This is a genomic window from Methylobacterium sp. WL9 (assembly GCF_008040035.1).
Classification (GTDB): domain Bacteria; phylum Pseudomonadota; class Alphaproteobacteria; order Rhizobiales; family Beijerinckiaceae; genus Methylobacterium; species Methylobacterium thuringiense.
In genome coordinates this window covers 14,550-35,585 of sequence record NZ_VRVE01000019.1, presented here as the reverse complement: position 1 = coordinate 35,585, position 21,036 = coordinate 14,550, and the positions used below count along the sequence as shown (strand labels likewise).

Below are 21,036 nucleotides of genomic sequence, written 5' to 3'. Positions count from 1 at the left end.
CGGATCGCCGGTGCGGGTCGACGGGCCGAGTATCCGCATCATGCGTGCCGGTTTCGTGGCGGGGGTGTGCGGCGATGTAGCGTGCGCTTGGCCTGCCAGCGAATGCCTCACGATCTACCACTGCAAAGTCGTAGCAAATTGTCGTAGTATCCACGGATGAAGGTCGTTCGCTTGAAACCCTACATGCGTGCGATGAAAAGCCTGGGCCTTGGAGAACAGGCCCAGGTCCAGATCGAATCCGTGATCGCCAAGGCGCCCGATGCGCATCCGATGATCCGCGGCCTGCGTGGGGTCCGCAAGGCGCGCTTTCCTCTGCCGGGACGAGGGAAAAGCGGCGGCGGCCGAGCCATCTACTATGTCGCGATCGCGCCGGGCTTGCTCTTCATGATGACGGCTTACCCGAAGAATGAGCGGGACGATCTTTCGCCGGAGCAACGGAAAGCGATCCTCGAGGCAATTGCCGGGATCAAGGGAGTAGAGCCATGACGCGCACCAACCAGTCTGTTGTCGGCTCCCGTGTCGGCGATGATCTCGTCGAGGCTTTCGAGGAGATGGCAGCCTATCTGCGCAGTGAGATCGCCGTCGAGAGCTACGAGTTGCCCGATGACCTTTTGACGCCTGAGCGTGTTCAGACGATCCGACGCAAGGTCGCGACCTCGACGAAGGAGTTCGAGCGCCAGTTCCGCATCTCCGCGCGGACGATGGAGGCCTACGAACAGGGACGTCGGCGCCCCGACACCGCCATGCAGGCTCTCCTGCGGATCATCGAGAAGGAGCCGGAGGCCGTGCGCCGGGCTTTGGCGTCATAGGGGTCGAGGCGGTTCTTATTTCGACGCGACGGTCTCGGCTGACCGGGCCTTGAGGATGTCGAGAAGCCGTTTCGCCAAATCGAAACTCGCGTTTCCCTTGTCTGGCGGTCCCCTGCCGTAGTGCTCCGGGGGCATACCGGCCTCGTCGGCAACCTGCGCGCTGACGCGGGCACGTTCTACGACACCGAGGGCGAAGCGCAGGAAGGCCGGGCCGTTCTCTTCAATGGCGGCGGCGAGGGACTCGGCTACGGCCTCGTTCGTATCGAGGTACTCGGCGGAATCGTGCGGCTCGGTACCGGCCGAGATGCAATCCGCCGCTTCGGTGAGCAACGCCATTCTGAATGCGGGATCCCGTTCGGCCCGCGCATTTACGATGTCCCAGAAACTTCGGGTCGCGACCATCGCGCGCCCTCCTTCGTCCACCTTGTGTCGTCGTGCCGGAGCGCCCGTATCTCGACAATCGAGCTCAGCGAGCAGCGACGGACGACTCCGCATTCCACCGACGTGCGTCACCGCACCTCGATTCCGCGAACCCCAGCGAACTCACTGGCAACGGTCGCCCCCTGCAGACCGCGTTCACCGGAAAGGATCACGTCATGACCCTTCGCTTCGCTTCTCTCGCCGCCGCCCTCGTCCTCGGCCTCGCCGCCCCGGCCTCCCCCGCTTTCGCGCGGAGCTACACCCTTCCGGCCGGCATCGGCTGGACGGTTCCGGCCTCCGATGCGGGCTCCGCACGTGCGGCCCGTCGCGACCATGCCGACGACTCGGCCAAGATGGGCAATGCCGAGCAGAACGCCCGGTCCGTGCCGAATTACGGCGCGACCTCGGGTGGCCCGGCCTACTGACGGCATCGCGTCCCGCGCGGCGGCGGATCGGGCGCGATCCGGCCGCCGTGACGCGGCGAAGTTCGGGATTTGACCGTCCGCAGGCCGCCCCCTATGCGAAAGGCTTGTCCGGCGCGCCCCATGGCGCTGCAATCGAGCCCGCCCTGCCCATGACGATCCGTCCCCTGGTGATCCTGCCCGATCCCGTTCTGCGCCAGACCTCCGAGCCCGTGAGTGCAATCACGCCCGAGATCGAGGCGCTGGCCAAGGACATGCTCGATACGATGTACGACGCCCCCGGCGTCGGCCTCGCCGCGATCCAGATCGGGGTGGCGAAGCGCGTCGTGACGATCGACACCAACAAGGAAGAGGACGCGCGCGACCCGACGGTGTTCATCAATCCCGAGATCGTCTGGTCTTCGGAAGAGCTGCGGATCTACGACGAGGGCTGCCTCTCGATCCCCGAATACTATGGCGAGGTCGAGCGTCCGGACCGGGTCCGGGTGCGCTACATGGACTTGAAGGGCGACACGGTGGAGAAGGAGGCCGACGGCCTGCTCGCCACCTGCCTGCAGCACGAGATCGACCACCTCAACGGCGTGCTGTTCATCGACCACCTGTCCAAGCTCAAGCGCGACCGGGTGATCAAGAAATTCGCCAAGGCCGCCAAGCGCGACGCCGCCTGAAGCTGGGCCATTCGAGCATGCGCGTCGTTTTCATGGGCACGCCGGATTTTTCGGTGCCGACGCTCGCGCGGATCGTCGCCGACGGGCACGAGGTCGTCGCCGTGTACACCCGGGCGCCGGCCAGGGCCGGCCGCGGCATGGGCCTCAAGCCGTCCCCGGTGCATATCCTGGCCGACAGCCTGGCGATCGACGTGTCTATCCCCGCCAGCTTGAAGACCGACGCGGCGGCGGCTGTGTTTTCCGGGCATCGGGCGGACGTCGCCGTGGTGGTCGCCTACGGTCTGATCCTCCCCCAAGGCATCCTCGACGCTCCGCGCCACGGCTGCCTCAACCTGCATGGATCGCTCCTGCCGCGTTGGCGCGGGGCCGCGCCGATCCAGCGCGCCGTGATGGCCGGCGACACCGAGAGCGGTGTCGGAATCATGAGGATGGAGAAGGGGTTGGACACCGGACCGGTTGCGCTGGAGGCGCGCGTCCCGATCCCCGAGGGCATGACCGCGGGCGCGCTCCACGACACGCTGATGCCGCTCGGCGCCGACCTGATGAGCCGAGCCCTCGTCTCTCTGGAAGCGGGCAACCTGTCTTTTACCCCTCAGGCGGAGAACGGAATCGTCTACGCCCACAAGATCACCAACGAGGAAGGCCGCGTCGACTGGACGCATCCATCTTCTGAAATCGCTCGTCACATCAATGGCTTGTCGCCGTTTCCGGGAGCCTTCTTCGAAGCCGACCTCGGCAAGGGGCCGGAGCGGGTGAAGGTTCTGCGCGCGGAGCGGTCCGAAGGATCGGGCGCACCGGGCACCCTGCTCGATTCATCCTGCACGATCGCCTGCGGCGAGGGCGCGGTCCGGCTCCTCGAACTGCGCCGGGCCGGCAAGGGCGGCTCCGCCTCGGGCGAGGAATTTTTGCGCGGGGCGCGCTTGAGCGCCGGGGCGCACCTCGCCTGATGCCCCGCTACAAGCTCGTCATCGAGTATGACGGCGCCCCGTTCTTCGGCTGGCAGCGGCAGGCGGAAGGCCTGACGGTTCAAGGCGTTATCGAGGCTGCCGTCCGGAAGTTCTCGGGCGAAACCGTGCGCCTCACTTGCGCCGGCCGCACCGATGCGGGCGTCCACGCCACGCATCAGGTCGCCCATCTCGACCTCGCCAAGGACTGGCGCACGGACACCGTCCGCGATGCCACCAACGCGCATCTGCGCCCGCATCCGGTCTCGATCGTCGGTGCCGAGATCGTCCCCGACGGTTTCGATGCGCGGCGCACGGCGATCCGCCGACACTACCGCTACCGCATCCTCAACCGCCGCTCTCCGCCCGCGATCACCCGCGGCCATGTCTGGCACGTGCCCTGGGCGCTCGACCACGAACTGATGCAGGCGGCCGGGCGCAAGCTCCTGGGCCGTCACGATTTTTCCGCCTTTCGCGCGGCCGAGTGCCAGGCGGCGAGCCCCGTGCGGACCCTCGAGCAGCTCGACGTCGAGGTTCGACCCATGGGCTTCCACGACGAGATCGTGGTCGCGACCTCGGCGCGCTCGTTCCTGCACCATCAGGTCCGCTTCATCGTCGGCACGCTGATGATGGCCGGCTGCCGGCGCCTCGGCGCGGACGACGTCGCCGACATCCTCGCCTCGCGCGACCGCAGCCGCTGTGGGCCGATGGCGCCGGCCCACGGGCTGACCTTCGTGGGGGTGGATTACGCCGAAGCGGACGGGAAATAGCCGTCCAGTACCCGCCGGTAGATCGCCGTCAGCCGCTCCAGATCCGCGACTGCCACGCACTCGTCGACCTGGTGCATGGTCTCACCCACGAGGCCGAACTCGACCACCGGGCAGGCATCCTTGATGAAACGCGCATCCGAGGTGCCGCCGGTGGTCGAGAGTGCTGGCTTGAGGCCCGTCTCCGCCTCGATCGCGCCCGCGACCAGATCGACGAAGGCGTCCGGCTGCGTGAGGAAGGCCGGTGAATTGGAAGGCTGGAGGTCGAGGCTGTAACGGACGACGTTGCCGGCCGCCCCGTCGAGCCGGCGCCGGATCTCGGCGCCCAGGCTCTCGGCGCTCCAGCCCTCGTTGAAGCGGATGTTGAACACCGCCTTGGCGCTCGCCGGGATCACGTTGGTGGCCGGGTTGCCGACGTCGATCGTCGTGAATTCCAGGTTCGAGGCATCGAAATGCGCCGTGCCGCCATCGAGCGGCTCGGCGATCAGGCCGGAGCAGAGCCGCAGCAGGCCGGGGATCGGGTTCTCCGCCCGGTGCGGATAGGCGACGTGGCCCTGGCGGCCATGCACCGTGACCGTGCCCGTCAGCGAGCCGCGCCGGCCGATCTTGATCATCTCGCCGAGGCGGTTCGGGTTGGTCGGCTCGCCGAGCAGGCAATGGTCGAAATGCTCGCCCTGGGCCCGCGCCCAGTCGAGAAGCTTGACGGTGCCGTTGATCGCCGGGCCTTCCTCGTCGCCGGTGATCAGGAAGGCGATCGAGCCGTCGAAATCCGGGCGCTCGCGCAGGAACGCCAGCGTCGCGGCGAGCTTGCAGGCGATGCCGCCCTTCATGTCGACGGCGCCCCGGCCATAAAGCAGACCGTCGGCGATCTCCCCCGAGAACGGGTCATGAGCCCAGGCGGCGGCTTCGCCCGTCGGCACCACGTCGGTATGGCCGGCGAAGAGCAGGCAGCGGCCGCCACGACCGATGCGGGCGTAGAGGTTTTCGATGTCCGGGGTGCCCGGCTCGGAAAACACCGGGCGCTCCACCGAGAAGCCGGCCCGCCCGAGCACGCTGTCGAGCAATGCCAGAGCGCCGCCCTCTTCCGGCGTCACCGAAGGACAGCGGATCAGCGATTGCGTCAGCGCGACCGGAGATGTCGGATCGAAGGTCATTCAGCCTGGCTCGTTCCGATCTTGCCCGCGGCGCCGTCGCCGAGGGCGCGGATACGCCCTGTTCACGACGCTTCGCAAGCGTTCTTGCGGCCGTTCGGACGCGATGACATTGCAGCATAACCGCGGCTCTTGATTGACAGTGCCAGTACCGTGCAAACGATTCCGACCGGAAACCACCACCTCGTGCCTGACGAGACCGGACGATCGTCCGAACGCCGCGGGCCGGAGCGTACCCCGGTGCTGATCCCGGCCATCGCCTCCTGCGACGGCGGCATGGAGTATCGCTGCGTCCTTCGCGACATGTCCGAGAACGGCGCCAAGATCGGCATTCCGCGAGCTTTCCGCTTGCCCCGCCGGTTCCGGCTAGTGACCGGTAGCAGGCCCGACGGCTTTCCGGTCAAGCTCGCCTGGCAACGGGGTGATTTCGCGGGCCTCGTGCTCGATCTGGAGGCCGACGAGGCGGAGAAGTCCTGAGCCGTCGTCCGGTCTTCCGCGAGATCGTCCGACCGCCTATCTGCCGGTGATGGCCCTCACCTCCGATGAAGTCGAACGCTACGCCCGCCACCTCGTCCTGCGCGAGATCGGCGGGCCGGGTCAGAACCGGCTCAAGGCGGCGCGGGTACTCGTGGTCGGCGCCGGCGGGCTTGGCGCACCGCTGATCCAGTATCTCGCCGCGGCCGGTATCGGCACCATCGGCATCGCCGACGACGACGTGGTTTCACTCTCGAACCTGCAGCGGCAGGTCATCCACGAGACACCCGATATCGGCCGGCCGAAGGTGGAGAGTGCGGCCGAGGCCGTGGCCCGTCTCAATCCGCATGTCCGGATCGCGACACATCCCGTCCGGCTCGACGGCGAGAGCGCCGCCACCCTGGCTACCAGGTACGACGTCGTCGCCGACGGCTCCGACAACTTCGCCACGCGCTACGCCGTGTCGGATGCTTGCTTCCACGCCCAGCGCCCACTGGTGACGGCGGCGCTCGGGCAGTTCGACGGCTCGCTCACCACGCTGCGCCCGCACGAAACCGGCGCCGACGGGCGGCCGAACCCGACCTATCGATGCCTGTTTCCGAACCCGCCTCCGGCCGGCGCCGTGCCGACCTGCGCCGAGGCCGGAGTTCTCGGAGCACTCGCCGGGGTAATGGGCTCGCTGATGGCGTTGGAGGTCATCCGGGCCATCGTGCCGTTCGGTGAATCCCTGGTCGGCCGCCTGCTGATGGTCGATGCCCGCTCGATGCGGTTCGAGACACTGGGCTATGCCTGGGACCCCGCCAACCCTCTCAGTGGAGACCGGGTAGGAGCGGTGGCGGCTCCTTGAGCGCCGAGCCGTCGAGGCAGCACTTCTTATACTTCTTGCCGCTGCCGCAGGGGCATGGATCGTTGCGGCCGACCTCCTTGAACGGGTTCTTGATCGGCTGGCCGGCGCTCTCGGCCGTCCAGGCCAGGGCGGCGGCCGGGTCGTCGAGGTAGCCGAACTTTTCGCCGGCGAACGTCTCGTAGTCCGGCGGCTGCTTCGTCGCCTGCCGGAACGCCTTGCGGAACCAGGCCAGGTCGCTGAATTCGTCGGTGATCCGGCCGTCCTTGCGGGCGGCCTCGACGCGGGGCACCAGCTCGGTTAGCCCGAGATAGGCGATCGTCTGCTCCCAGCCGAACCAGCCGGGGCTCTCCTCCACCGCCACCTGCGCGTCGTCGAAGCGCTCCAGCAGCGCGCGGGTGCCCTCCCGGTCGAGACGGCCTTCGCGGGTCAGGAAGGCCAGCGCGTTGAAGGCAGCGTTGCGCGCGAAATCGTCGATCGTGCTGTCCAGGAGAAAGCGGTGAAGCGCCGCGACATCGCCGTCGAAGGCGCTCGCCAGCGCGAGCGGCATCGTTTCCGACACGGCGTCGCCGAGGAGGCTGTCGAGGGTTTCGTCGTCATGCCGCAGCAGCCGCAGCAGCGGCGCGAACACGCGGGTGTCCCGCGCCGCCGCGAGCGCGTGCAGGCCCCAGAACAGCAGGTTCGCCTCCTCGTCGCTCGGGGCCTCGGGGTCCTCGGCCGCGAGGTCGAGCAGGCGCAGGACCTCGTCGTCCACCGTGTCCGGCGCTGCGACCGCGCGCCGAAGCGCGTCCGCAGGAAGGAAATTCGCCTTCGAGAGAAGCGAAACGAGCGCGTCGTCCATCACCATGTTCCTCAGGCGCGCAGGCTGGCGCCGGTCTTCTTGGCGACCTCGGCGACGATTTTGGCGCTCACGGCCTCGATCTCGGCATCGGTCAGCGTGCGCTCGACCGGCTGGAGCCGGACCGCGACGGCGATCGACTTCGAGCCCTCCGGGATGCCGACACCCTCGTAGACGTCGAACACCTCGATTCCCGCGATGAGCTTGCGCTCGGCCCCCTGGGCCGCGCGGATCACGTCGCCCGCCGCCACGTCGCGGCCGACCACGAAGGCGAAGTCGCGCGAGACCGGCTGCAGACCGGAGAGCGCCAGCACCGGCTTCACCTTCGTCGGCTTGAATTTCGGCAGCGGCAGTGCATCGAGCCTGACCTCGAAGGCGACGAGGGTGCCCTTGAGGTCGAGGGCCTTCATCGCCGCCGGGTGGATCTCGCCGAACCAGCCGACCGGGTTCTTGGGGCCGAACTGCAGCGTGCCGGAGCGGCCGGGGTGCAGCCAGGCCGGGCCGCCGGCGACGATCTGCAGGCTGCCGGTCTGGATGCCGAGCGCCGTCAGCAGCGCGAGCGCGTCGGCCTTGGCTTCGAAGGCGTCGACGACGGCCGCGGTGCCGCTCCAGTGGCGCCCGTCGCCCCCGTGGCGGGCGCTGCCGCGCCGGATCGCGGCGGCGCGAATGCTCTGGCCCTCGGGCTGATCGGTCTCGAAGCACTGTCCGACTTCGAACAGGGCGACGTCGCCGTAGCCGCGGTCGGCATTCGTCTGGGCGGCGCGCAGCAGCCCCGGCACGAGGCTCGGGCGCATGTCGGAGAGGTCGGCAGCGATCGGATTGGCCAAGGCCAGATCTGCGCCGCCGCCGCCGAACAGGCAGGCATCCTCGTGGCGGACGAAGGACCAAGTCACGGCCTCCAGCAGGCCACGGCTCGCCAGCGCCCGCTTGGCGCTGCGGGTCCGCCGCTGAAGCACGGTAAGCTTCGGACCGACCGCGTTCACGTCCGCGCGCAGCAGCGGTTTTGGTTCGATGCGGTCGAGGCCGGCGATGCGGATGACTTCCTCGACGAGATCGGCCTTGCCCTCGACGTCGGGCCGCCATGACGGGGTCAGCACCTTCACCCTGTCGCCGGTGCCGGCGACATGGAAGCCGAGCGTCTCCAACGTCACCTTCATCTCGGCTCGCGACAGCTCGATGCCGGCAAGACGCCGCACCTCCGTCCAGGGGAAGTCGATGACGCGGTCGGTGTCGGGCATCTCGCCGGCGATCGTCGCCTGGGTCGGCGTGCCGCCGCAGGTGTCGACGACGAGTTTCGTCGCCAGATCGAGCCCCGGAAGCACGAAGGCCGGATCGACGCCGCGCTCGAAACGGTAGCGCGCATCAGTGATCACCCCGAGGCGGCGACCGGTGCGAGCGATATTCTTCGGATCCCAGAGCGCCGCCTCGATCAGAACGTCGGTGGTGCTCGCGTCGCAGCCCGAGGCCTCGCCGCCGATGATGCCGCCGATCGACTCGACGCCGTTCTCGTCCGCGATCACCACGGTGTCGCCGTCCAGCTGGTAGGTGCGGCCGTCGAGCGCCTTGAGTTCCTCGCCTTCGCCTGCCCGCCGGATGGTCAGGCCGCCTGCGACCTTCTTCGCGTCGAAGACATGGAGCGGCCGGCCGCGGTCGAAGGTCATGTAGTTGGTGATGTCGACGAGCGCATTGATCGGGCGCAGGCCGATGGCGCGCAGCCGTGCCTGCATCCAGGCCGGCGACGGGCCATTGGTAACGCCGCGCACGAGCCGCAGGGCGAAGACGGGGCAGAGGGCCGGGTCGTCGCCGAGCTCGATCGTCACCGGCACCGTGCAGGCGCCCTCCCCGCGCACGGGCGGGAAGGCGTCGCGCTTGAGAGTGCCGATGCCGGTCGCCGCGAGGTCGCGGGCGATGCCGTGGATCGAGGCGCAGTCCGCGCGGTTCGGCGTCAGGTTGATCTCGATGACCGAATCGTCGAGCCCGGCATAGAGCGGATACGGCTGACCCGTGGGCGCATCGGCCGGCAGGTCGAGAATGCCGTCGTGATCGTCGCCGAGACCAAGCTCCGCGCCGGAGCAGAGCATGCCGCGGCTCTCGACGCCGCGGATGGTGCCCACCGACAGGGTGATGTTCTTGCCGGGCACGTAGGTGCCGGCCGGCGCGAAGACCGATTTCATGCCCGCCCGCGCGTTCGGCGCGCCGCAGACGACCTGGATCGGCGCGCCGTCGCCCGCATCCACCATGCAGACGCGCAGGCGGTCGGCGTTGGGGTGTGGCTCGGCGCTGATGACGTTCGCGACGACATACGGCTTCAGCGCCGCCGCCTTGTCCTCGATCGCCTCGACCTCGAGCCCGATGCGGGTGAGCGTATCGGCGATGGTTTCAAGGGACGCCTCGGTGTCGAGGTGGTCCTTGAGCCAGGAAAGGGTGAATTTCATCGTTCAGATCCCTCGCGGCCGCTATCGCGCTTCGCTGGGTCGAACCCGGTCGAAGGCGGGGCGCCGCGGTTCAAGCAGTGAGGCCGCCGACAAGGCTCGGCACGTCCAGCGGCCGGAAGCCGTAATGCTCGATCCACCGCACGTCCGCCTCGAAGAACGGACGCAGGTCCGGCATGCCGTATTTCAGCATGGCGAGGCGGTCGATGCCCATGCCGAAGGCGAAGCCTTGGAACTGGTCGGGGTCGAGGCCGCAATTCTTCAGCACGTTCGGGTGGACCATGCCGCAGCCGAGCACCTCCAGCCAGTCCGTGCCCTCGCCAAAGCGGATCTCACCCCCTTTACGCGAGCACTGGATGTCGACCTCGGCCGACGGCTCGGTGAACGGGAAGAACGAGGGCCGGAAGCGCATGCCGACGCTCTCGACCTCGAAGAAGGCGCGGGCGAAGGTTTCCAGCACCCATTTCAGGTTGGCGATGTTGGCCTGACGGTCGATCACCAGCCCCTCGACCTGATGGAACATCGGGGTGTGGGTCTGGTCGGAATCGTGCCGGTAGGTGCGGCCCGGGATAATCACGCGGATCGGCGGCTCGACGGCGCGCATCGTCCGGATCTGGACCGGCGAGGTGTGCGTGCGCAGCACCTTGCGCCGGCCGAGATGGTCGGGCGCGAGGAAGAAGGTGTCGTGCATCTCCCGCGCGGGGTGTCCCTCGGGGAAGTTGAGCGCCGTGAAGTTCAGCTCGTCCGTCTCGACGTCGGGACCTTCCGCGACGGAAAAACCCATATCGGCGAAGATCGCCGTGATCTCGTCGATGACCTGGCTGATCGGATGGATGCGCCCGCGCATCTCCGGTGCTTCGCGAAGGGGCAGCGTGACGTCGATCCGTTCGGAGGCGAGCCTTGCGTCGAGGGCGGCGGCCTGCAGCGCATCACGGCGTGTGCCGAGGGCGCCGGCGACGCGGTCGCGCAGGCCGTTGATGAGGGGCCCGCGCTCCTTGCGCTCCTCCGGAGTCATCGCGCCGAGCGTCTTCAGCAGTTCGGAGACGGCGCCCTTCTTGCCGAGCGCCGAGACGCGCACCGCGTCGAGCGCAGCTTCGTCGGAGGCCCCGCCGACCTGCTCCAGCAGGCTGTGTTCGAGGGTATCGAGATCGGTCATCGCTGGTCCCGGGAGCGGCGGTGAACGCGCTGCTTTCGCGCTTCGCGCGGGGTCACGCAAGCGCGGCGAAAAAAGAAGGCGCGGCGCCTGGAGCGCCGCGCCTTGTCAGCTCGAAAGCTAGGCTTGGGGCTCAGGCCGCCTTGGCGGTCTCGGCCGGGAGTGCGGCCTTGGCCTTCTCGACGATCGCGGCAAAGCTCGCCGGCTCGTGGATGGCGATCTCGGACAGGGCCTTGCGGTCGACCTGGATGCCGGCCAAGGCGAGCGCGTTGATGAAGCGCGAATAGGTCAGGCCATGCTCACGGACGGCCGCGTTGAGACGCTGGATCCAGAGGGCGCGGAAGGTGCGCTTCTTGTTCTTACGATCGCGGTAGGCATACTGCATGCCCTTCTCGACCGCCTGCTTGGCGATCCGGATCGTATTCTTGCGCCGGCCGTAATAGCCCTTGGCGGCCTTCAGAACTTTTTTGTGCTTTGCGTGACTGGTCACGCCGCGTTTGACGCGGGCCATGGGAGATCTCCTGGATTACGAAATGAGCAAAATCGGCGTGTGAGAGAAGGCTTACCGGCTGTTGGGCAGGAAGTACTTCTTCACATTGGCGGCGTCGCCCTCGAACAGGGTCGTGGTGCCGCGCAGGTTGCGGATCTGCTTCGTGGTCCGCTTGATCATCCCGTGGCGCTTGCCGGCCTGGGCGTACATCACCTTGCCGGTGCCGGTGATCTTGAAGCGCTTTTTGGCGCCCGATTTGGTCTTCAGCTTGGGCATTTCGCTCTCCTGGCGCAAAACCCCGCCGGCCGGTGGACCGGGGATGTCAGCGCGAATGATGCTTTTTGAAAGCAACGGAAACCGCCACGGCAGCCCTATCGGCCGGGCGGTTCGACGCGGGCGGCTTATGGCAGAAAGCTTGCCCGCTATCAACGTGCTCGCGAGACGGCCTTCCGACGGGTCATCCCCTTCGCCGTCGGCGCCTCGAACACAGTGAGGAAGTGCCTCGCCGTGGCTGCCGTCTGCGTTTGGCTGAGCTCTTGCAAGGCAACCGCCCGCACCTGTGTCTAGCGGGAATAGCGGGGGCTCAGGGAAATCGCGGTGGCGTGAGACCCCAAGCGGAACCATAAACCTTGGCCGTCGGTTTCGTTCATGTGGCGCTCAGGCCGACTCAGTACAAAGTCCCGGCAACAAAGCATTCTCGTTCATAGGAGACGTGTTCGTGCGCATTGCCATGGTTGCCCCGCTTGCAGAGGCCGTTCCGCCGAAGTTCTACGGTGGTACCGAGCGCGTCGTTTCGTGGATCACGGAAGAGTTGGTTCGTCAGGGTCATGACGTGACTCTATTCGCAAGTGGTGATTCGGAGACGTCTGCAAAGCTTGCAGCCTGCCACCCTGAAGGTCTGCGCCTGCTCGGTTATCGCGACCACACCGCCGGCCACCTTGCCATGCTGCATCACGTGCATCGCCGGGCCCACGAGTTCGACATCATCCACTTCCACATCGATCTCTTGCAGTATCCTATGTTCGAGGATCTGTACCATAAGACCCTGACGACCATGCATGGCCGTCTGGATGTTCCGGACTTCATGCCGGTCTACAAGACCTTCACCGGCATGCCGCTCGTGTCGATTTCCGATAACCAGCGCGAACCGATGCCGGAGGATTCCAACTGGCTGGCCACGATCCATCACGGCCTGCCGAAGGAGAACTGCCCGTACTATCCCGAGTCGAAGGGTGGGTACCTCGCCTTCCTCGGCCGCATCTCGCCGGAGAAGCGTCCCGACCGCGCCATCGAGATGGCGAAGCGCTCCGGCATTCCGCTGAAGATCGCCGCCAAGGTCGACAAGGCCGACCAGGATTACTGGGACGACGTCATCGAGCCGATGATCCATCACCCGCTGATCGAGTATATCGGCGAGATCAACGAGGAACAGAAGAAGGACTTCCTCGGCAACGCACTGGCCCTCGCCTTCCCGATCGATTGGCCGGAGCCCTTCGGCCTCGTGATGATCGAGGCGATGTCGGCCGGTACACCGGTGATCGCCTTCCGCAACGGCTCTGTTCCCGAGGTCATCAAGGACGGCGTCGGCGGCTTCGTGGTCGACACGATGGACGAGGCGGTCGAGGCCTGCATCAAGGCCAAGGATCTGTCCCGGGCCGGCGTGCGCCAGCATTTCGAGAGCCAGTTCACCGCCGAGGTGATGGTGAACAAGTACGTCGCCGCCTACGAGCAGCTGCTCGCCAGCCGCGGCAACGTCGTCGACCTGCCGACCGCCGGCAGCTTCAGCCCGCAATATGGCGAGGTGAATGGCTCACCCCGTCCCTCGATCAACGTCGCGGCCCTTCCGGCCTGACGCAAGCGATCGGCGCCGGCCCCCTCGCCGGCGCTACGATCGCCCCTAACTGACGCTTCGACGCTGGCCGCCGCTTCGCTCACCGCGCATCGGCGGCCTTTATGATTCGCGCTGCAGCGCGGACACTCCGGCATCATCCCAGCAGAGGGCATTCGGTATGGCAGTTGACGAGGCATCGGCGAAGGCCAAGGTCATCTCTTCCGACGACACGAACCCTCAGCCGATCCTTGGCTTCCAGGACGCCGACGAGGCGCTTCCGCAATACCATATCGAGGCCCAGACCTCGCTCGTTGAGCGTCCGCTTCGCGCCCTGAAATACGGCGAAGCGTTCGCGGTCCTCGACACCTACGGCGACATCGGCGTCTTCCCCGGTCCCGAGGGCATCTATTTCCAGGACACGCGCTATCTCTCGCGCCTCGCCTTCACCGTCGAGGACCAGCGTCCGCTGATCCTGTCCTCCGTGATGCAGGACGACAACGGCGCACTCAGCGTCGACATGACGACGCCTGACATCCGGATCGATGCGCAGGACGAGACCTCGCTGCCGCGCGAGTTGATCGCGATCGAACGCACCAAGTTTCTGTTCCGCGCTACCTGCTACGATCGCATCGGGCTCCGAAACTACGACACCCGTCGCCGTACGCTGCGGATCGCCGTGACCTTCGATGCGGATTACCGCGACCTGTTCGAGGTCCGCGGTACGGCCCGTACCCGCTTCGGCAAGCGCACCGTGCAGGTGTCGAGCCCGAGCGAGGTGCAGTTTCGCTATGTCGGCCTCGACGAGATCGTGCGGACCACTTCCGTGCATTTTGGCCCCAAGCCAGTACGGATCGAGCCGGGCCGTGCCGAGTTCGAGGTGTCGATGGCGCCGGGCGAGCACACTTCGCTGTTCATCCGCGTCGTCTGCGATTCTCACCGCGCCTTCACCAGCGCGCCGAGCGCGGAGCGGACCGGCGAGGATTCGGCGGCGGCCCTCTCGCGCGCCTCCGGCAGTGGTGGCGACCAGCCGACCCGGGGCCTGCCCGAGGGCCGCGTCTTCGCGCGCGCCTATCGCGACAGCCGCCGCGACCAACGCCAACTCACGGCGGGCATCACCACGATCATCTCGTCGAACGACCAATTCAACGAGGCGCTCTGCCGGGCGACCGCCGACCTCTACATGCTGGCGAGCCGGACGCAGGAGGGCATCTACCCCTTCGCCGGCATCCCCTGGTATTCCACCGTGTTCGGCCGCGACGGCATCATCACCGCGATGATGGCGCTCTGGATCGACCCGAATTTCGGCAAGGGCGTGCTGCGTTTCCTCGCGGCGACACAGGCCAAGACCGTCGATCCGGCCGCCGACGCCCAGCCCGGCAAGGTGTTGCACGAGACCCGTCGTGGCGAGATGGCGATGCTCGGCGAGGTGCCGTTCCGGCACTATTACGGCACTATCGACGGCACGCCGCTCTTCGTGATGCTGGCTTGGGAATACTACGCCGTCACCGGCGACCTGGAGACGATCAAGGCGATCTGGCCGTCGATCGAGCTCGCCCTGGACTGGATCGACCAGTACGGCGACCGGGACGGCGACGGCTTCGTCGAATACGCCCGTGAGACCGAGCAGGGGCTGGCGAACCAGGGCTGGAAGGACAGCCACGATTCGATCTTTCACGCCGACGGCACCATGGCCAAGGCGCCGATCGCGCTCTGCGAGGTGCAGGGCTACGTCTTCGCGGCCAAGAAGGGTGCCGCCAAGCTCGCAAGCCTGCTCGGCCAGGAAGGCCGCGCCGAGACGCTGAAGGCCCAGGCGCGCGACCTGCGGGAGGCCTTCGACAAGGCTTTCTGGTGCGAGGAGATCGGCACCTATGCCATCGCCCTCGATGGCGAGAAGCGGCAATGCGCCGTGCGCTCGTCGAATGCCGGCCACGCCCTGTTCACCGGCATCGCCCTGCCGGAGCGGGCGGAGGCGGTGGCGGGCCAGCTGCTCTCGACGGACGGTTACAACGGCTGGGGTATCCGCACGCTCGCCAAAGGACAGGCGCGCTACAACCCGATGTCCTACCACAACGGCTCGATCTGGCCGCACGACAACGCGATGATCGCGTTGGGCTTTGCCCGCTACGGCCTCAAGGCCGAGGCGGCGCGGGTGTTCGAGGGGCTGTTCGACACCGCCCTCTACCAGGATCAGAAGCGCCTGCCGGAACTGTTCTGCGGTTTCATGCGGCGGCGTCAGCGCGGGCCGGTGAATTACCCGGTCGCCTGCTCGCCGCAGGCCTGGGCGGCGGCGACGCCCTTCGCGCTGCTCGCCTCCTGCCTCGGCCTGGAGATCGAACACGACAAGAACCGGATCCGGCTGCGCAATCCGATCCTGCCGCGCTTCCTCGACGGCATCACGCTGTACAACCTGAAGCTCGGCGCATCGCGGGTGGATTTGCGTGTCCACCGCCACGGCGACGACGTCACCGTCGCGGTGGAGCGTCGGATCGGCGACGTGCAGATCTCGCTGCTGAAGTAGAAGGACGCTGGGGTGTCGGCCGACTGGGTCGGCACTCCCTTCTCCATCATTCCGGGAATCGTTAAGGGCGAAAATCTCGAATGATGGAGGTGCCGTCGCTGCTCAACAGGTCGCCGATACGAAAACGCCGCCTCTCCGGGAGGCGGCGAAAACGGCGATCGGCTGAAAACTACGCGACCAAACTGCGGTCAACGCGGTGCCAGGATCATGATCATCTGGCGGCCTTCGAGCATCGGCTCGCTCTCGACCTTGGCAATCTCGGCTGTCTCGGTCTTCACACGCTCCAGAAGACGCAGTCCGATGTCCTGGTGGGCCATCTCGCGACCGCGGAAGCGCAGGGTGACCTTCACCTTGTCGCCCTCTTCGAAGAACCGGTGCACCGACTTCATCTTGGTGTCGTAGTCGTGCTTGTCGATCCCGGGACGGAGCTTGATCTCCTTCACCTCGACCGTCTTCTGGCGCTTGCGCGCCTCGTTCTGCTTCTTCTGCTCGAGGAAGCGGAAACGCCCGTAATCGAGGAACTTGCAGACGGGAGGTACGGAGTTCGGCGCGATCTCGACGAGGTCGAGCCCGACTTCCTCGGCCATGGCCAAGGCGTCGAAGAAGGATACGACGCCCTTGTTCTGCCCGTCTTGGTCGATGAGCTGAACGTCACGGACGCCCCGGATGTCGCGGTTCGCGCGCGGCCCGTCCTTCTGCGGGGCCGGCATCGCTCTCATGGGTCTACGAATGGCTTTATTCTCCTAAAACAGCGAAGGGCAGCGCGGATCCGCCCCTTGGCAGGTCCCGGCCACCATGTGAACCGGCTTGGCCGGTTTGCAGCACCTTGGCAAAACCTCTCGGCAAGTCAACTCGTCGATCACGGATCGGTTCATCCCAAGATCCGCTCCGCCTACGTGGCCGGCGCCAAGCCTTACGCCCTGCGCGGCCTGAGGAGGCCATCATAGACGTCCAGGGTGTCGGCGACCATCGTCTCCAGGGAGAAGTGGCTTTCGACATGCGCCCTCGCCCGAAGGGCCAGGGCATCGCGCGCGCTGGCACCGAGGGAGAGCAGTTCGCCGAGCGCATCGGCGAGAGCGACCGCATCGTTCGGCGGCACGCGCCAGCCCGTACGTCGGGACGGCTCGACCTCAGGGGGAGCGAGCACCGTTTCCGGCACGGCTCCGATGTCGGTGACGACCACGGGAGTTCCGAGCGCCTGCGCTTCGACCGCCGATCGTCCGAACGCCTCTGGCTCGACCGACGGTACGGCGACGACAGAGGCTGCCCGGAAGGCAGCCGGCATGTCGTTGCAATGGCCGACGCGACGCACGATCCCGCCGAGGCCGCGCGCCGCGACGAGGGAATCGAGTTCGCGCTCGTAGCTCGTGCGTCCCTGCGCATCACCGGCAAGGACCACCGCGATGTCCTTGAGTCCGCGGTCCCGCAACAAGGCCGCCGCCTCGATCAGCACGCGCTGCCCTTTCCAGGCAGTCAGACGGGCCGCCAGCAGGATGATCCGCTCGTGCGAGGCCACGCCCCAGGATCGGCGCAAGGCTTCGACCCGCCCGGCCGTGGCGGCGCCGGGACTGAAGGTAGAAAGATCCGTCCCACGGTGAATGACCCGGATCCGGTCCTTCGCCTGGTCGGGGTGCCGGTTGCGGATGAGATCTGCCGTGTAGTGCGAGTTGGCGATGACGACATCGCCGCGCGCCATCACCGAATTGTAGAGCACCTTGACGCCACTGAGGCCGGAATAGCTGCCGTGATAGGTCGTCACGAAGGGGAGCTTGAGCCGTCGCGCTGCGCCTAGGGCGACCCAGGCCGGGGCGCGCGAGCGCGCATGGATCAGGCTGACGCCCTCCCGTCGGCACAGGCTGGTCAACTTCAGGACGTTGAGCGCCATCGCCGCCGGATTCTTGGAATCGGCGGGGAACGGCAGCCAGACGCCACCCTTGGCCTGCAACTCGCCGACGAGCCGGCCGCCCTCGGTGGCCACGAGCGCCCGGCCGCCTGCCGCCGCGATGGCCTCCGCGATATCCACCGTCGTGCGCTCTGCGCCGCCGGCATTGAGAGCCGGAATGATCTGCAGGATATTTTGACCGGCGAGCGGCGCGGCCTCGCCGGGAAATGCCGAGCGGATCGCCTCGCTCATCGCAAAAACCCCGGCCGACCGGCTTCGGCAATGGCCGGTCCGGTCGTCGGCCGTGCGGCCGTGCATCGCGCTGCCTCAAGGCAGTCGGCCGTTTCGATCTCCATCATTGCTTCAAGATCGCGCGCGCGCTTTAGGTTTCCGTAAACGAAGCCCGGAAGCTCTGTGGACGGACCCGGCTTGCGTGAGAGGAACGGCAAGGCATGGCATCTCAAACCGACGCACTTCGGGACGATCTGCCGATCGTCAAGATCTCTGTCGGAGCCGGTGGCGATCGTCGCGACATCGCCGTACGTGTCCGCTCCGGCGAAGGCCGTCCGATCGTCTGGCTCGGCGGATTTCGGTCGGACATGCGCGCCACCAAGGCGTTGGCGCTCGATGCCTGGGCGGCGAGCCACGGGCGTCCGCTCGTGCGGTTCGACTACACGGGGCACGGCATATCGGGGGGGCGCTTTGCCGATGCCGTGACCTCGACCTGGGTCGAAGATGCGCTCGCGGTCCTGGAACGTTTTGCGGATGATCGCCCGGTCCTCGTCGGCTCGTCGATGGGTGGCTGGGTAACCTGTCTCGCCGTTCGCGAGCGGCTCGCGCACGGGTGCCCGGCCCCGGCAGGAATCGTACTGATCGCGCCAGCGCTCGACTTCACGCATGACCTGATGTGGGAGGCTTTTCCCGCCGAGGTCCGGGCCGAGATCGAGCAGAACGGCGTCTGGTATCGGAAAACGGACTACGCCCCCGAGCCCGATCCGATCACTTTGGCTCTGATCGAAGACGGCCGGCGCAACCGGCTCCTGACGGGACCATTGGACTTGCGCTGCCCGGTCCACATTCTCCAGGGGATGAACGATCCAGACGTACCCTATGCGCACGCCCTGAAGACCGTCGCACAGCTTCCGGCAGCTGGCACCCTGCTGACCCTGATCAAGGATGGCGACCACCGTTTGTCGCGGCCACAGGACATCGGTCTGATCCTGCGCACCGTTGCGGCGATCGCCGACTAGGATCAGGGACCGGCTCTCGCCGCTCCCTGATGGCTCCCGTCAGTGCAGGCTTACTGTGTGGAGATCGTGCGCCATCGCGTTCGCCACGGCGACGTCATGCGAGTCGGCCAGCAGGATCGGCGCACCGCTCGCCGACAGCAGCGCGAAGAGGTCCAACCCAGGGGTCAAGTCGGGCGCCTGCGGAAACAACCGACGGACCTCGTCCGAGCGGATCGCGCGGACATAGGCGATCTGACCCTCGCCGAGAGAGGCAAACTCGGCCGGGTTGAACTGTGGTGCAACCGTGGAAGTCGTGTCGAGGTCTGTCATGCGTTGCCCTCCAAGTGGCAGAGCGTTCTCCGGCATGTGGTCCCGCCTCAGTGCGGCGACAACTCCGGATCGGTGAAACGATCATCCCGTCAGGTGTGAGACCTCACCCATCCTTGTCTCAAGTGTCCCTGGCGACGATCGCGATCTTGCGGACGACCCGTTCCGGCTCTGGCCGTGCCAAGTCGATGGACAGAAGTCCGTTCGACAGGTCGGCACCGAGCACCTCCATCCCGTCCGCGAGCAGGAAAGTGCGCTGGAACTGCCGGGCAGCGATGCCGCGATGCAGGAACTGACGCGTCTTGTCGTCGATCTGCCGGCCACGGACGACCAGCTGGTTCTCTTCCAGCATCACGTCGAGCTGGTCGCGGGTGAAGCCGGCGACAGCGAGGGTGATGCGCAGACGCTCCGGTTCGCACGCGGTGCGCGGCACACGCTCGATATTGTAGGGCGGATAGCCGTCGTTCGCGGCCTTCGACACGCGGTCGAGAGCCTGTTCGATCTCGTCGAAGCCCAACAGGAACGGGTGCCCGAACGGAGAAGGCCGTGTCATCGTCTCGCGCGAACCTTTCGAAGCCTCAGGATGGCACCGGAAAGGCGCGTCCAGATAAGCACTTCGTGGATCAGGAAGCCCGCTCGCTGCAGCGCTTCCGGCGGCGATGGCTCGCCGTTACCATCGATATGGAGGGCGCACCGGGTGCGATCAAGCCACGCCGTGGCTCGGCAACGGGCGATCCGAACGGGCCCATTCCGACGAAGCCCGCCGACGACGACGGCCCGATACCCGAAGCACCGTCATCCTTCGGGTAACCAATCCTCAACCATCGCGTGGGAACGCAACCGGGCCTGGTGGTTTCGGGCATCCATTTAACCCTATCGCAACGTCCCTCAAGCAGTTTGCAGGAGCCGAAGGTCGACCAACAGATCTCCGACAGACATCGCGCAAGCTGCCAGACCAGGATTTGCACCATGAAGACCATCATGAAGCGCTTCGCCGCCGACGAGTCCGGCGCGACCGCCATCGAGTACGGCCTCATCGCCTCGCTCGTCGCCGTTGCCATCATCGCTGGAGCGACGACCCTCGGCACGAAGCTCAACACCACCTTCAACGGCATCGCCGGCAAGCTGAACGCTCCGACCTGAGCTGTCGGCCGACGATCTCGTCGTCCTACATCGACTGTTACTGTTGAAAGGGCCGCTCCTAGGATCGGCCCTTTCAAGTCATCAGACGCACGATCGCGGCCGCCCGGACCGCATCAGGAGTTTCACGGTATGGGCGCCTCGGGTCTTCTCGTCGTTTTTCCGTTCCTGATGGCTTATGCCGCCTCGAGCGATCTCTTGACGATGACCATCCCGAACTGGATTTCGCTTGCGCTGATCTCCGGCTTCGCCATCGTCGCCACCTTCTCCGGGCTCGGATGGGCGGAGATCGGTTGGCATGTCGGGGCTGCGGCGTTGACGTTGTGCGTGACCTTCGCACTCTTCGCCCGCGGGTTGATCGGTGGTGGAGATGCCAAGCTCGCCGCCGCGACGACACTGTGGCTCGGTGCCGGCAACATGCTGGATTACCTGCTCGTCGCTTCGGTTCTCGGCGGTGGCTTGACCCTTGGATTGCTGACCGCCCGGTCACATCCTCTGCCGTCGCTGCTGGTTCGCCTCCCCTTCGCCGTCCATCTGCACGATCGCACGACCGGCGTGCCATACGGCATCGCGCTCGCTGTGGCCGGTCTCGTCGTCGTACCGCAGACGGTGCTCTGGTCGGACCTGCTCGGCCTTTGAGCCAGCGTCGATGAGACGGCCACTCCCCTCTGTGTAGAGAAGCCGATTCTCAGTCGAG

Annotated in this window: 25 protein-coding genes; 14 read left to right on the top strand and 11 right to left on the bottom strand. The window is 66.8% G+C overall.

The features are described 5' to 3' along the window. The first annotated feature begins 171 nt into the window (after positions 1–171). A complete protein-coding gene (locus FV217_RS08925; protein ID WP_238230566.1) occupies positions 172–486 on the top strand; it encodes a type II toxin-antitoxin system RelE/ParE family toxin in 315 nt (104 codons plus the stop codon). Then, a complete protein-coding gene (locus FV217_RS08920) occupies positions 483–809 on the top strand; it encodes a transcriptional regulator (protein ID WP_147816841.1) in 327 nt (108 codons plus the stop codon). Before FV217_RS08925 ends, FV217_RS08920 begins: the two co-directional genes overlap by 4 nt. 15 nt (positions 810–824) lie before the next feature. On the opposite strand, the gene FV217_RS08915 is transcribed toward FV217_RS08920, so the two are convergent. After that, a complete protein-coding gene (locus FV217_RS08915; protein WP_147816854.1) occupies positions 825–1,145 on the bottom strand; it encodes a putative addiction module antidote protein in 321 nt (106 codons plus the stop codon). Between the two features lie 260 nt (positions 1,146–1,405). Here FV217_RS08915 and FV217_RS08910 point away from each other — a divergent pair, with 260 nt between their 5' ends. The 4 genes from FV217_RS08910 (at position 1,406) to truA (ending at position 4,033) form a co-directional block, all read left to right on the top strand. Further along, a complete protein-coding gene (locus FV217_RS08910) occupies positions 1,406–1,654 on the top strand; it encodes a hypothetical protein (RefSeq protein ID WP_147816840.1) in 249 nt (82 codons plus the stop codon). A 149-nt stretch (positions 1,655–1,803) separates the two neighbouring features. Further along, on the top strand, positions 1,804–2,319 hold the full coding sequence (locus tag FV217_RS08905) for a peptide deformylase (RefSeq protein WP_147816839.1): 516 nt from the start codon (positions 1,804–1,806) through the stop codon (positions 2,317–2,319). 17 nt (positions 2,320–2,336) lie between these two features. Beyond that, positions 2,337–3,266 (top strand): methionyl-tRNA formyltransferase, encoded by a 930-nt coding sequence (fmt, locus tag FV217_RS08900; protein WP_147816838.1) that lies wholly within the window; start codon positions 2,337–2,339, stop codon positions 3,264–3,266. Further along, positions 3,266–4,033, top strand: coding sequence for a tRNA pseudouridine(38-40) synthase TruA (gene truA, locus FV217_RS08895; RefSeq protein ID WP_147816837.1), 768 nt, complete (start codon positions 3,266–3,268; stop codon positions 4,031–4,033). The genes fmt and truA overlap by 1 nt, the downstream gene beginning before the upstream one ends. On the opposite strand, the gene dapE is transcribed toward truA, so the two are convergent. Further along, entirely contained in the window at positions 4,009–5,184 is a 1,176-nt protein-coding gene (gene dapE / locus FV217_RS08890) for a succinyl-diaminopimelate desuccinylase (RefSeq protein ID WP_147816836.1), read from the bottom strand. The two genes, truA and dapE, sit on opposite strands and share 25 nt — an antisense overlap. 183 nt (positions 5,185–5,367) lie before the next feature. Here dapE and FV217_RS08885 point away from each other — a divergent pair, with 183 nt between their 5' ends. Together FV217_RS08885 and moeB are read left to right on the top strand one after the other, a co-directional pair. Further along, positions 5,368–5,658, top strand: a complete 291-nt coding sequence (locus tag FV217_RS08885; protein ID WP_187272490.1) for a PilZ domain-containing protein — start codon at positions 5,368–5,370, stop codon at positions 5,656–5,658. Positions 5,659–5,707: 49 nt separating this feature from the next. After that, on the top strand, positions 5,708–6,502 hold the full coding sequence (gene moeB, locus FV217_RS08880; RefSeq protein WP_187272489.1) for a molybdopterin-synthase adenylyltransferase MoeB: 795 nt from the start codon (positions 5,708–5,710) through the stop codon (positions 6,500–6,502). Here the strand turns inward: moeB and FV217_RS08875 are convergent. The 5 genes from FV217_RS08875 to rpmI form a co-directional block, all read right to left on the bottom strand. After that, a complete protein-coding gene (locus tag FV217_RS08875; RefSeq protein ID WP_147816833.1) occupies positions 6,465–7,340 on the bottom strand; it encodes a DUF1186 domain-containing protein in 876 nt (291 codons plus the stop codon). The genes moeB and FV217_RS08875 overlap by 38 nt on opposite strands. Positions 7,341–7,351: 11 nt before the next feature. Beyond that, complete coding sequence (gene pheT / locus FV217_RS08870) at positions 7,352–9,772, bottom strand: phenylalanine--tRNA ligase subunit beta (RefSeq protein ID WP_147816832.1); 2,421 nt, start codon at positions 9,770–9,772, stop codon at positions 7,352–7,354. A 70-nt stretch (positions 9,773–9,842) separates the two neighbouring features. Further along, on the bottom strand, positions 9,843–10,925 hold the full coding sequence (pheS, locus tag FV217_RS08865) for a phenylalanine--tRNA ligase subunit alpha (protein WP_147816831.1): 1,083 nt from the start codon (positions 10,923–10,925) through the stop codon (positions 9,843–9,845). 130 nt (positions 10,926–11,055) lie between these two features. After that, on the bottom strand, positions 11,056–11,433 hold the full coding sequence (gene rplT / locus FV217_RS08860) for a 50S ribosomal protein L20 (RefSeq protein WP_147816830.1): 378 nt from the start codon (positions 11,431–11,433) through the stop codon (positions 11,056–11,058). A 51-nt stretch (positions 11,434–11,484) separates the two neighbouring features. Then, on the bottom strand, positions 11,485–11,688 hold the full coding sequence (rpmI, locus tag FV217_RS08855) for a 50S ribosomal protein L35 (protein WP_018044555.1): 204 nt from the start codon (positions 11,686–11,688) through the stop codon (positions 11,485–11,487). Between the two features lie 442 nt (positions 11,689–12,130). Here rpmI and FV217_RS08850 point away from each other — a divergent pair, with 442 nt between their 5' ends. Both FV217_RS08850 and FV217_RS08845 read left to right on the top strand, forming a co-directional pair. Beyond that, positions 12,131–13,264 carry a glycosyltransferase family 4 protein gene (locus FV217_RS08850; protein WP_147816829.1) on the top strand — a complete coding sequence of 378 codons (1,134 nt, stop codon included), beginning with the start codon at positions 12,131–12,133 and terminating at the stop codon, positions 13,262–13,264. 157 nt (positions 13,265–13,421) lie between these two features. Next, the gene (locus FV217_RS08845) at positions 13,422–15,761 is read left to right on the top strand and encodes an amylo-alpha-1,6-glucosidase (RefSeq protein WP_147816828.1); all 2,340 of its coding nucleotides are present in this window, start codon (positions 13,422–13,424) and stop codon (positions 15,759–15,761) included. A 188-nt stretch (positions 15,762–15,949) separates the two neighbouring features. On the opposite strand, the gene infC is transcribed toward FV217_RS08845, so the two are convergent. Both infC and FV217_RS08835 read right to left on the bottom strand, forming a co-directional pair. Beyond that, complete coding sequence (gene infC / locus FV217_RS08840) at positions 15,950–16,471, bottom strand: translation initiation factor IF-3 (RefSeq protein ID WP_238180310.1); 522 nt, start codon at positions 16,469–16,471, stop codon at positions 15,950–15,952. Between the two features lie 203 nt (positions 16,472–16,674). Then, positions 16,675–17,895 carry a glycosyltransferase family 4 protein gene (locus tag FV217_RS08835; RefSeq protein ID WP_147816827.1) on the bottom strand — a complete coding sequence of 407 codons (1,221 nt, stop codon included), beginning with the start codon at positions 17,893–17,895 and terminating at the stop codon, positions 16,675–16,677. Positions 17,896–18,095: 200 nt separating this feature from the next. Here FV217_RS08835 and FV217_RS08830 point away from each other — a divergent pair, with 200 nt between their 5' ends. Next, positions 18,096–18,893, top strand: coding sequence for an alpha/beta hydrolase (locus FV217_RS08830; RefSeq protein WP_147816826.1), 798 nt, complete (start codon positions 18,096–18,098; stop codon positions 18,891–18,893). A 39-nt stretch (positions 18,894–18,932) separates the two neighbouring features. On the opposite strand, the gene FV217_RS08825 is transcribed toward FV217_RS08830, so the two are convergent. Together FV217_RS08825 and FV217_RS08820 are read right to left on the bottom strand one after the other, a co-directional pair. After that, positions 18,933–19,202 (bottom strand): DUF1150 domain-containing protein, encoded by a 270-nt coding sequence (locus tag FV217_RS08825; RefSeq protein ID WP_147816825.1) that lies wholly within the window; start codon positions 19,200–19,202, stop codon positions 18,933–18,935. A gap of 118 nt (positions 19,203–19,320) precedes the next feature. After that, positions 19,321–19,752 carry an Hsp20 family protein gene (locus FV217_RS08820; protein ID WP_147816824.1) on the bottom strand — a complete coding sequence of 144 codons (432 nt, stop codon included), beginning with the start codon at positions 19,750–19,752 and terminating at the stop codon, positions 19,321–19,323. A gap of 65 nt (positions 19,753–19,817) precedes the next feature. Between FV217_RS08820 and FV217_RS08815 the strand changes: the two genes are divergently transcribed. From FV217_RS08815 to FV217_RS08805, 3 genes are all read left to right on the top strand, one after another. Continuing rightward, entirely contained in the window at positions 19,818–20,009 is a 192-nt protein-coding gene (locus tag FV217_RS08815) for a hypothetical protein (protein ID WP_147816823.1), read from the top strand. Positions 20,010–20,168: 159 nt separating this feature from the next. Further along, positions 20,169–20,342, top strand: coding sequence for a Flp family type IVb pilin (locus FV217_RS08810; protein ID WP_147816822.1), 174 nt, complete (start codon positions 20,169–20,171; stop codon positions 20,340–20,342). Between the two features lie 129 nt (positions 20,343–20,471). Continuing rightward, the gene (locus tag FV217_RS08805; protein ID WP_147816821.1) at positions 20,472–20,978 is read left to right on the top strand and encodes a prepilin peptidase; all 507 of its coding nucleotides are present in this window, start codon (positions 20,472–20,474) and stop codon (positions 20,976–20,978) included. The last annotated feature ends 58 nt before the right edge of the window (positions 20,979–21,036 follow it).

Bases quoted from the DNA above. Each gene is read 5' to 3' on its own strand.
- rplT (WP_147816830.1), bottom strand. From the start codon at position 11,433: ATGGCCCGCGTCAAACGCGGCGTGACCAGTCACGCAAAGCACAAAAAA.
- FV217_RS08810 (WP_147816822.1), top strand. From the start codon at position 20,169: ATGAAGACCATCATGAAGCGCTTCGCCGCCGACGAGTCCGGCGCGACC.
- infC (WP_238180310.1), bottom strand. From the start codon at position 16,471: ATGCCGGCCCCGCAGAAGGACGGGCCGCGCGCGAACCGCGACATCCGG.
- FV217_RS08875 (WP_147816833.1), bottom strand. From the start codon at position 7,340: ATGGACGACGCGCTCGTTTCGCTTCTCTCGAAGGCGAATTTCCTTCCT.
- pheT (WP_147816832.1), bottom strand. From the start codon at position 9,772: ATGAAATTCACCCTTTCCTGGCTCAAGGACCACCTCGACACCGAGGCG.
- dapE (WP_147816836.1), bottom strand. From the start codon at position 5,184: ATGACCTTCGATCCGACATCTCCGGTCGCGCTGACGCAATCGCTGATC.
- truA (WP_147816837.1), top strand. From the start codon at position 3,266: ATGCCCCGCTACAAGCTCGTCATCGAGTATGACGGCGCCCCGTTCTTC.
- fmt (WP_147816838.1), top strand. From the start codon at position 2,337: ATGCGCGTCGTTTTCATGGGCACGCCGGATTTTTCGGTGCCGACGCTC.
- FV217_RS08905 (WP_147816839.1), top strand. From the start codon at position 1,804: ATGACGATCCGTCCCCTGGTGATCCTGCCCGATCCCGTTCTGCGCCAG.
- moeB (WP_187272489.1), top strand. From the start codon at position 5,708: ATGGCCCTCACCTCCGATGAAGTCGAACGCTACGCCCGCCACCTCGTC.
- FV217_RS08820 (WP_147816824.1), bottom strand. From the start codon at position 19,752: ATGACACGGCCTTCTCCGTTCGGGCACCCGTTCCTGTTGGGCTTCGAC.
- FV217_RS08830 (WP_147816826.1), top strand. From the start codon at position 18,096: ATGGCATCTCAAACCGACGCACTTCGGGACGATCTGCCGATCGTCAAG.
- FV217_RS08835 (WP_147816827.1), bottom strand. From the start codon at position 17,895: ATGAGCGAGGCGATCCGCTCGGCATTTCCCGGCGAGGCCGCGCCGCTC.
- FV217_RS08825 (WP_147816825.1), bottom strand. From the start codon at position 19,202: ATGACAGACCTCGACACGACTTCCACGGTTGCACCACAGTTCAACCCG.
- FV217_RS08845 (WP_147816828.1), top strand. From the start codon at position 13,422: ATGGCAGTTGACGAGGCATCGGCGAAGGCCAAGGTCATCTCTTCCGAC.
- rpmI (WP_018044555.1), bottom strand. From the start codon at position 11,688: ATGCCCAAGCTGAAGACCAAATCGGGCGCCAAAAAGCGCTTCAAGATC.
- FV217_RS08805 (WP_147816821.1), top strand. From the start codon at position 20,472: ATGGGCGCCTCGGGTCTTCTCGTCGTTTTTCCGTTCCTGATGGCTTAT.
- pheS (WP_147816831.1), bottom strand. From the start codon at position 10,925: ATGACCGATCTCGATACCCTCGAACACAGCCTGCTGGAGCAGGTCGGC.
- FV217_RS08920 (WP_147816841.1), top strand. From the start codon at position 483: ATGACGCGCACCAACCAGTCTGTTGTCGGCTCCCGTGTCGGCGATGAT.
- FV217_RS08915 (WP_147816854.1), bottom strand. From the start codon at position 1,145: ATGGCGTTGCTCACCGAAGCGGCGGATTGCATCTCGGCCGGTACCGAG.
- FV217_RS08910 (WP_147816840.1), top strand. From the start codon at position 1,406: ATGACCCTTCGCTTCGCTTCTCTCGCCGCCGCCCTCGTCCTCGGCCTC.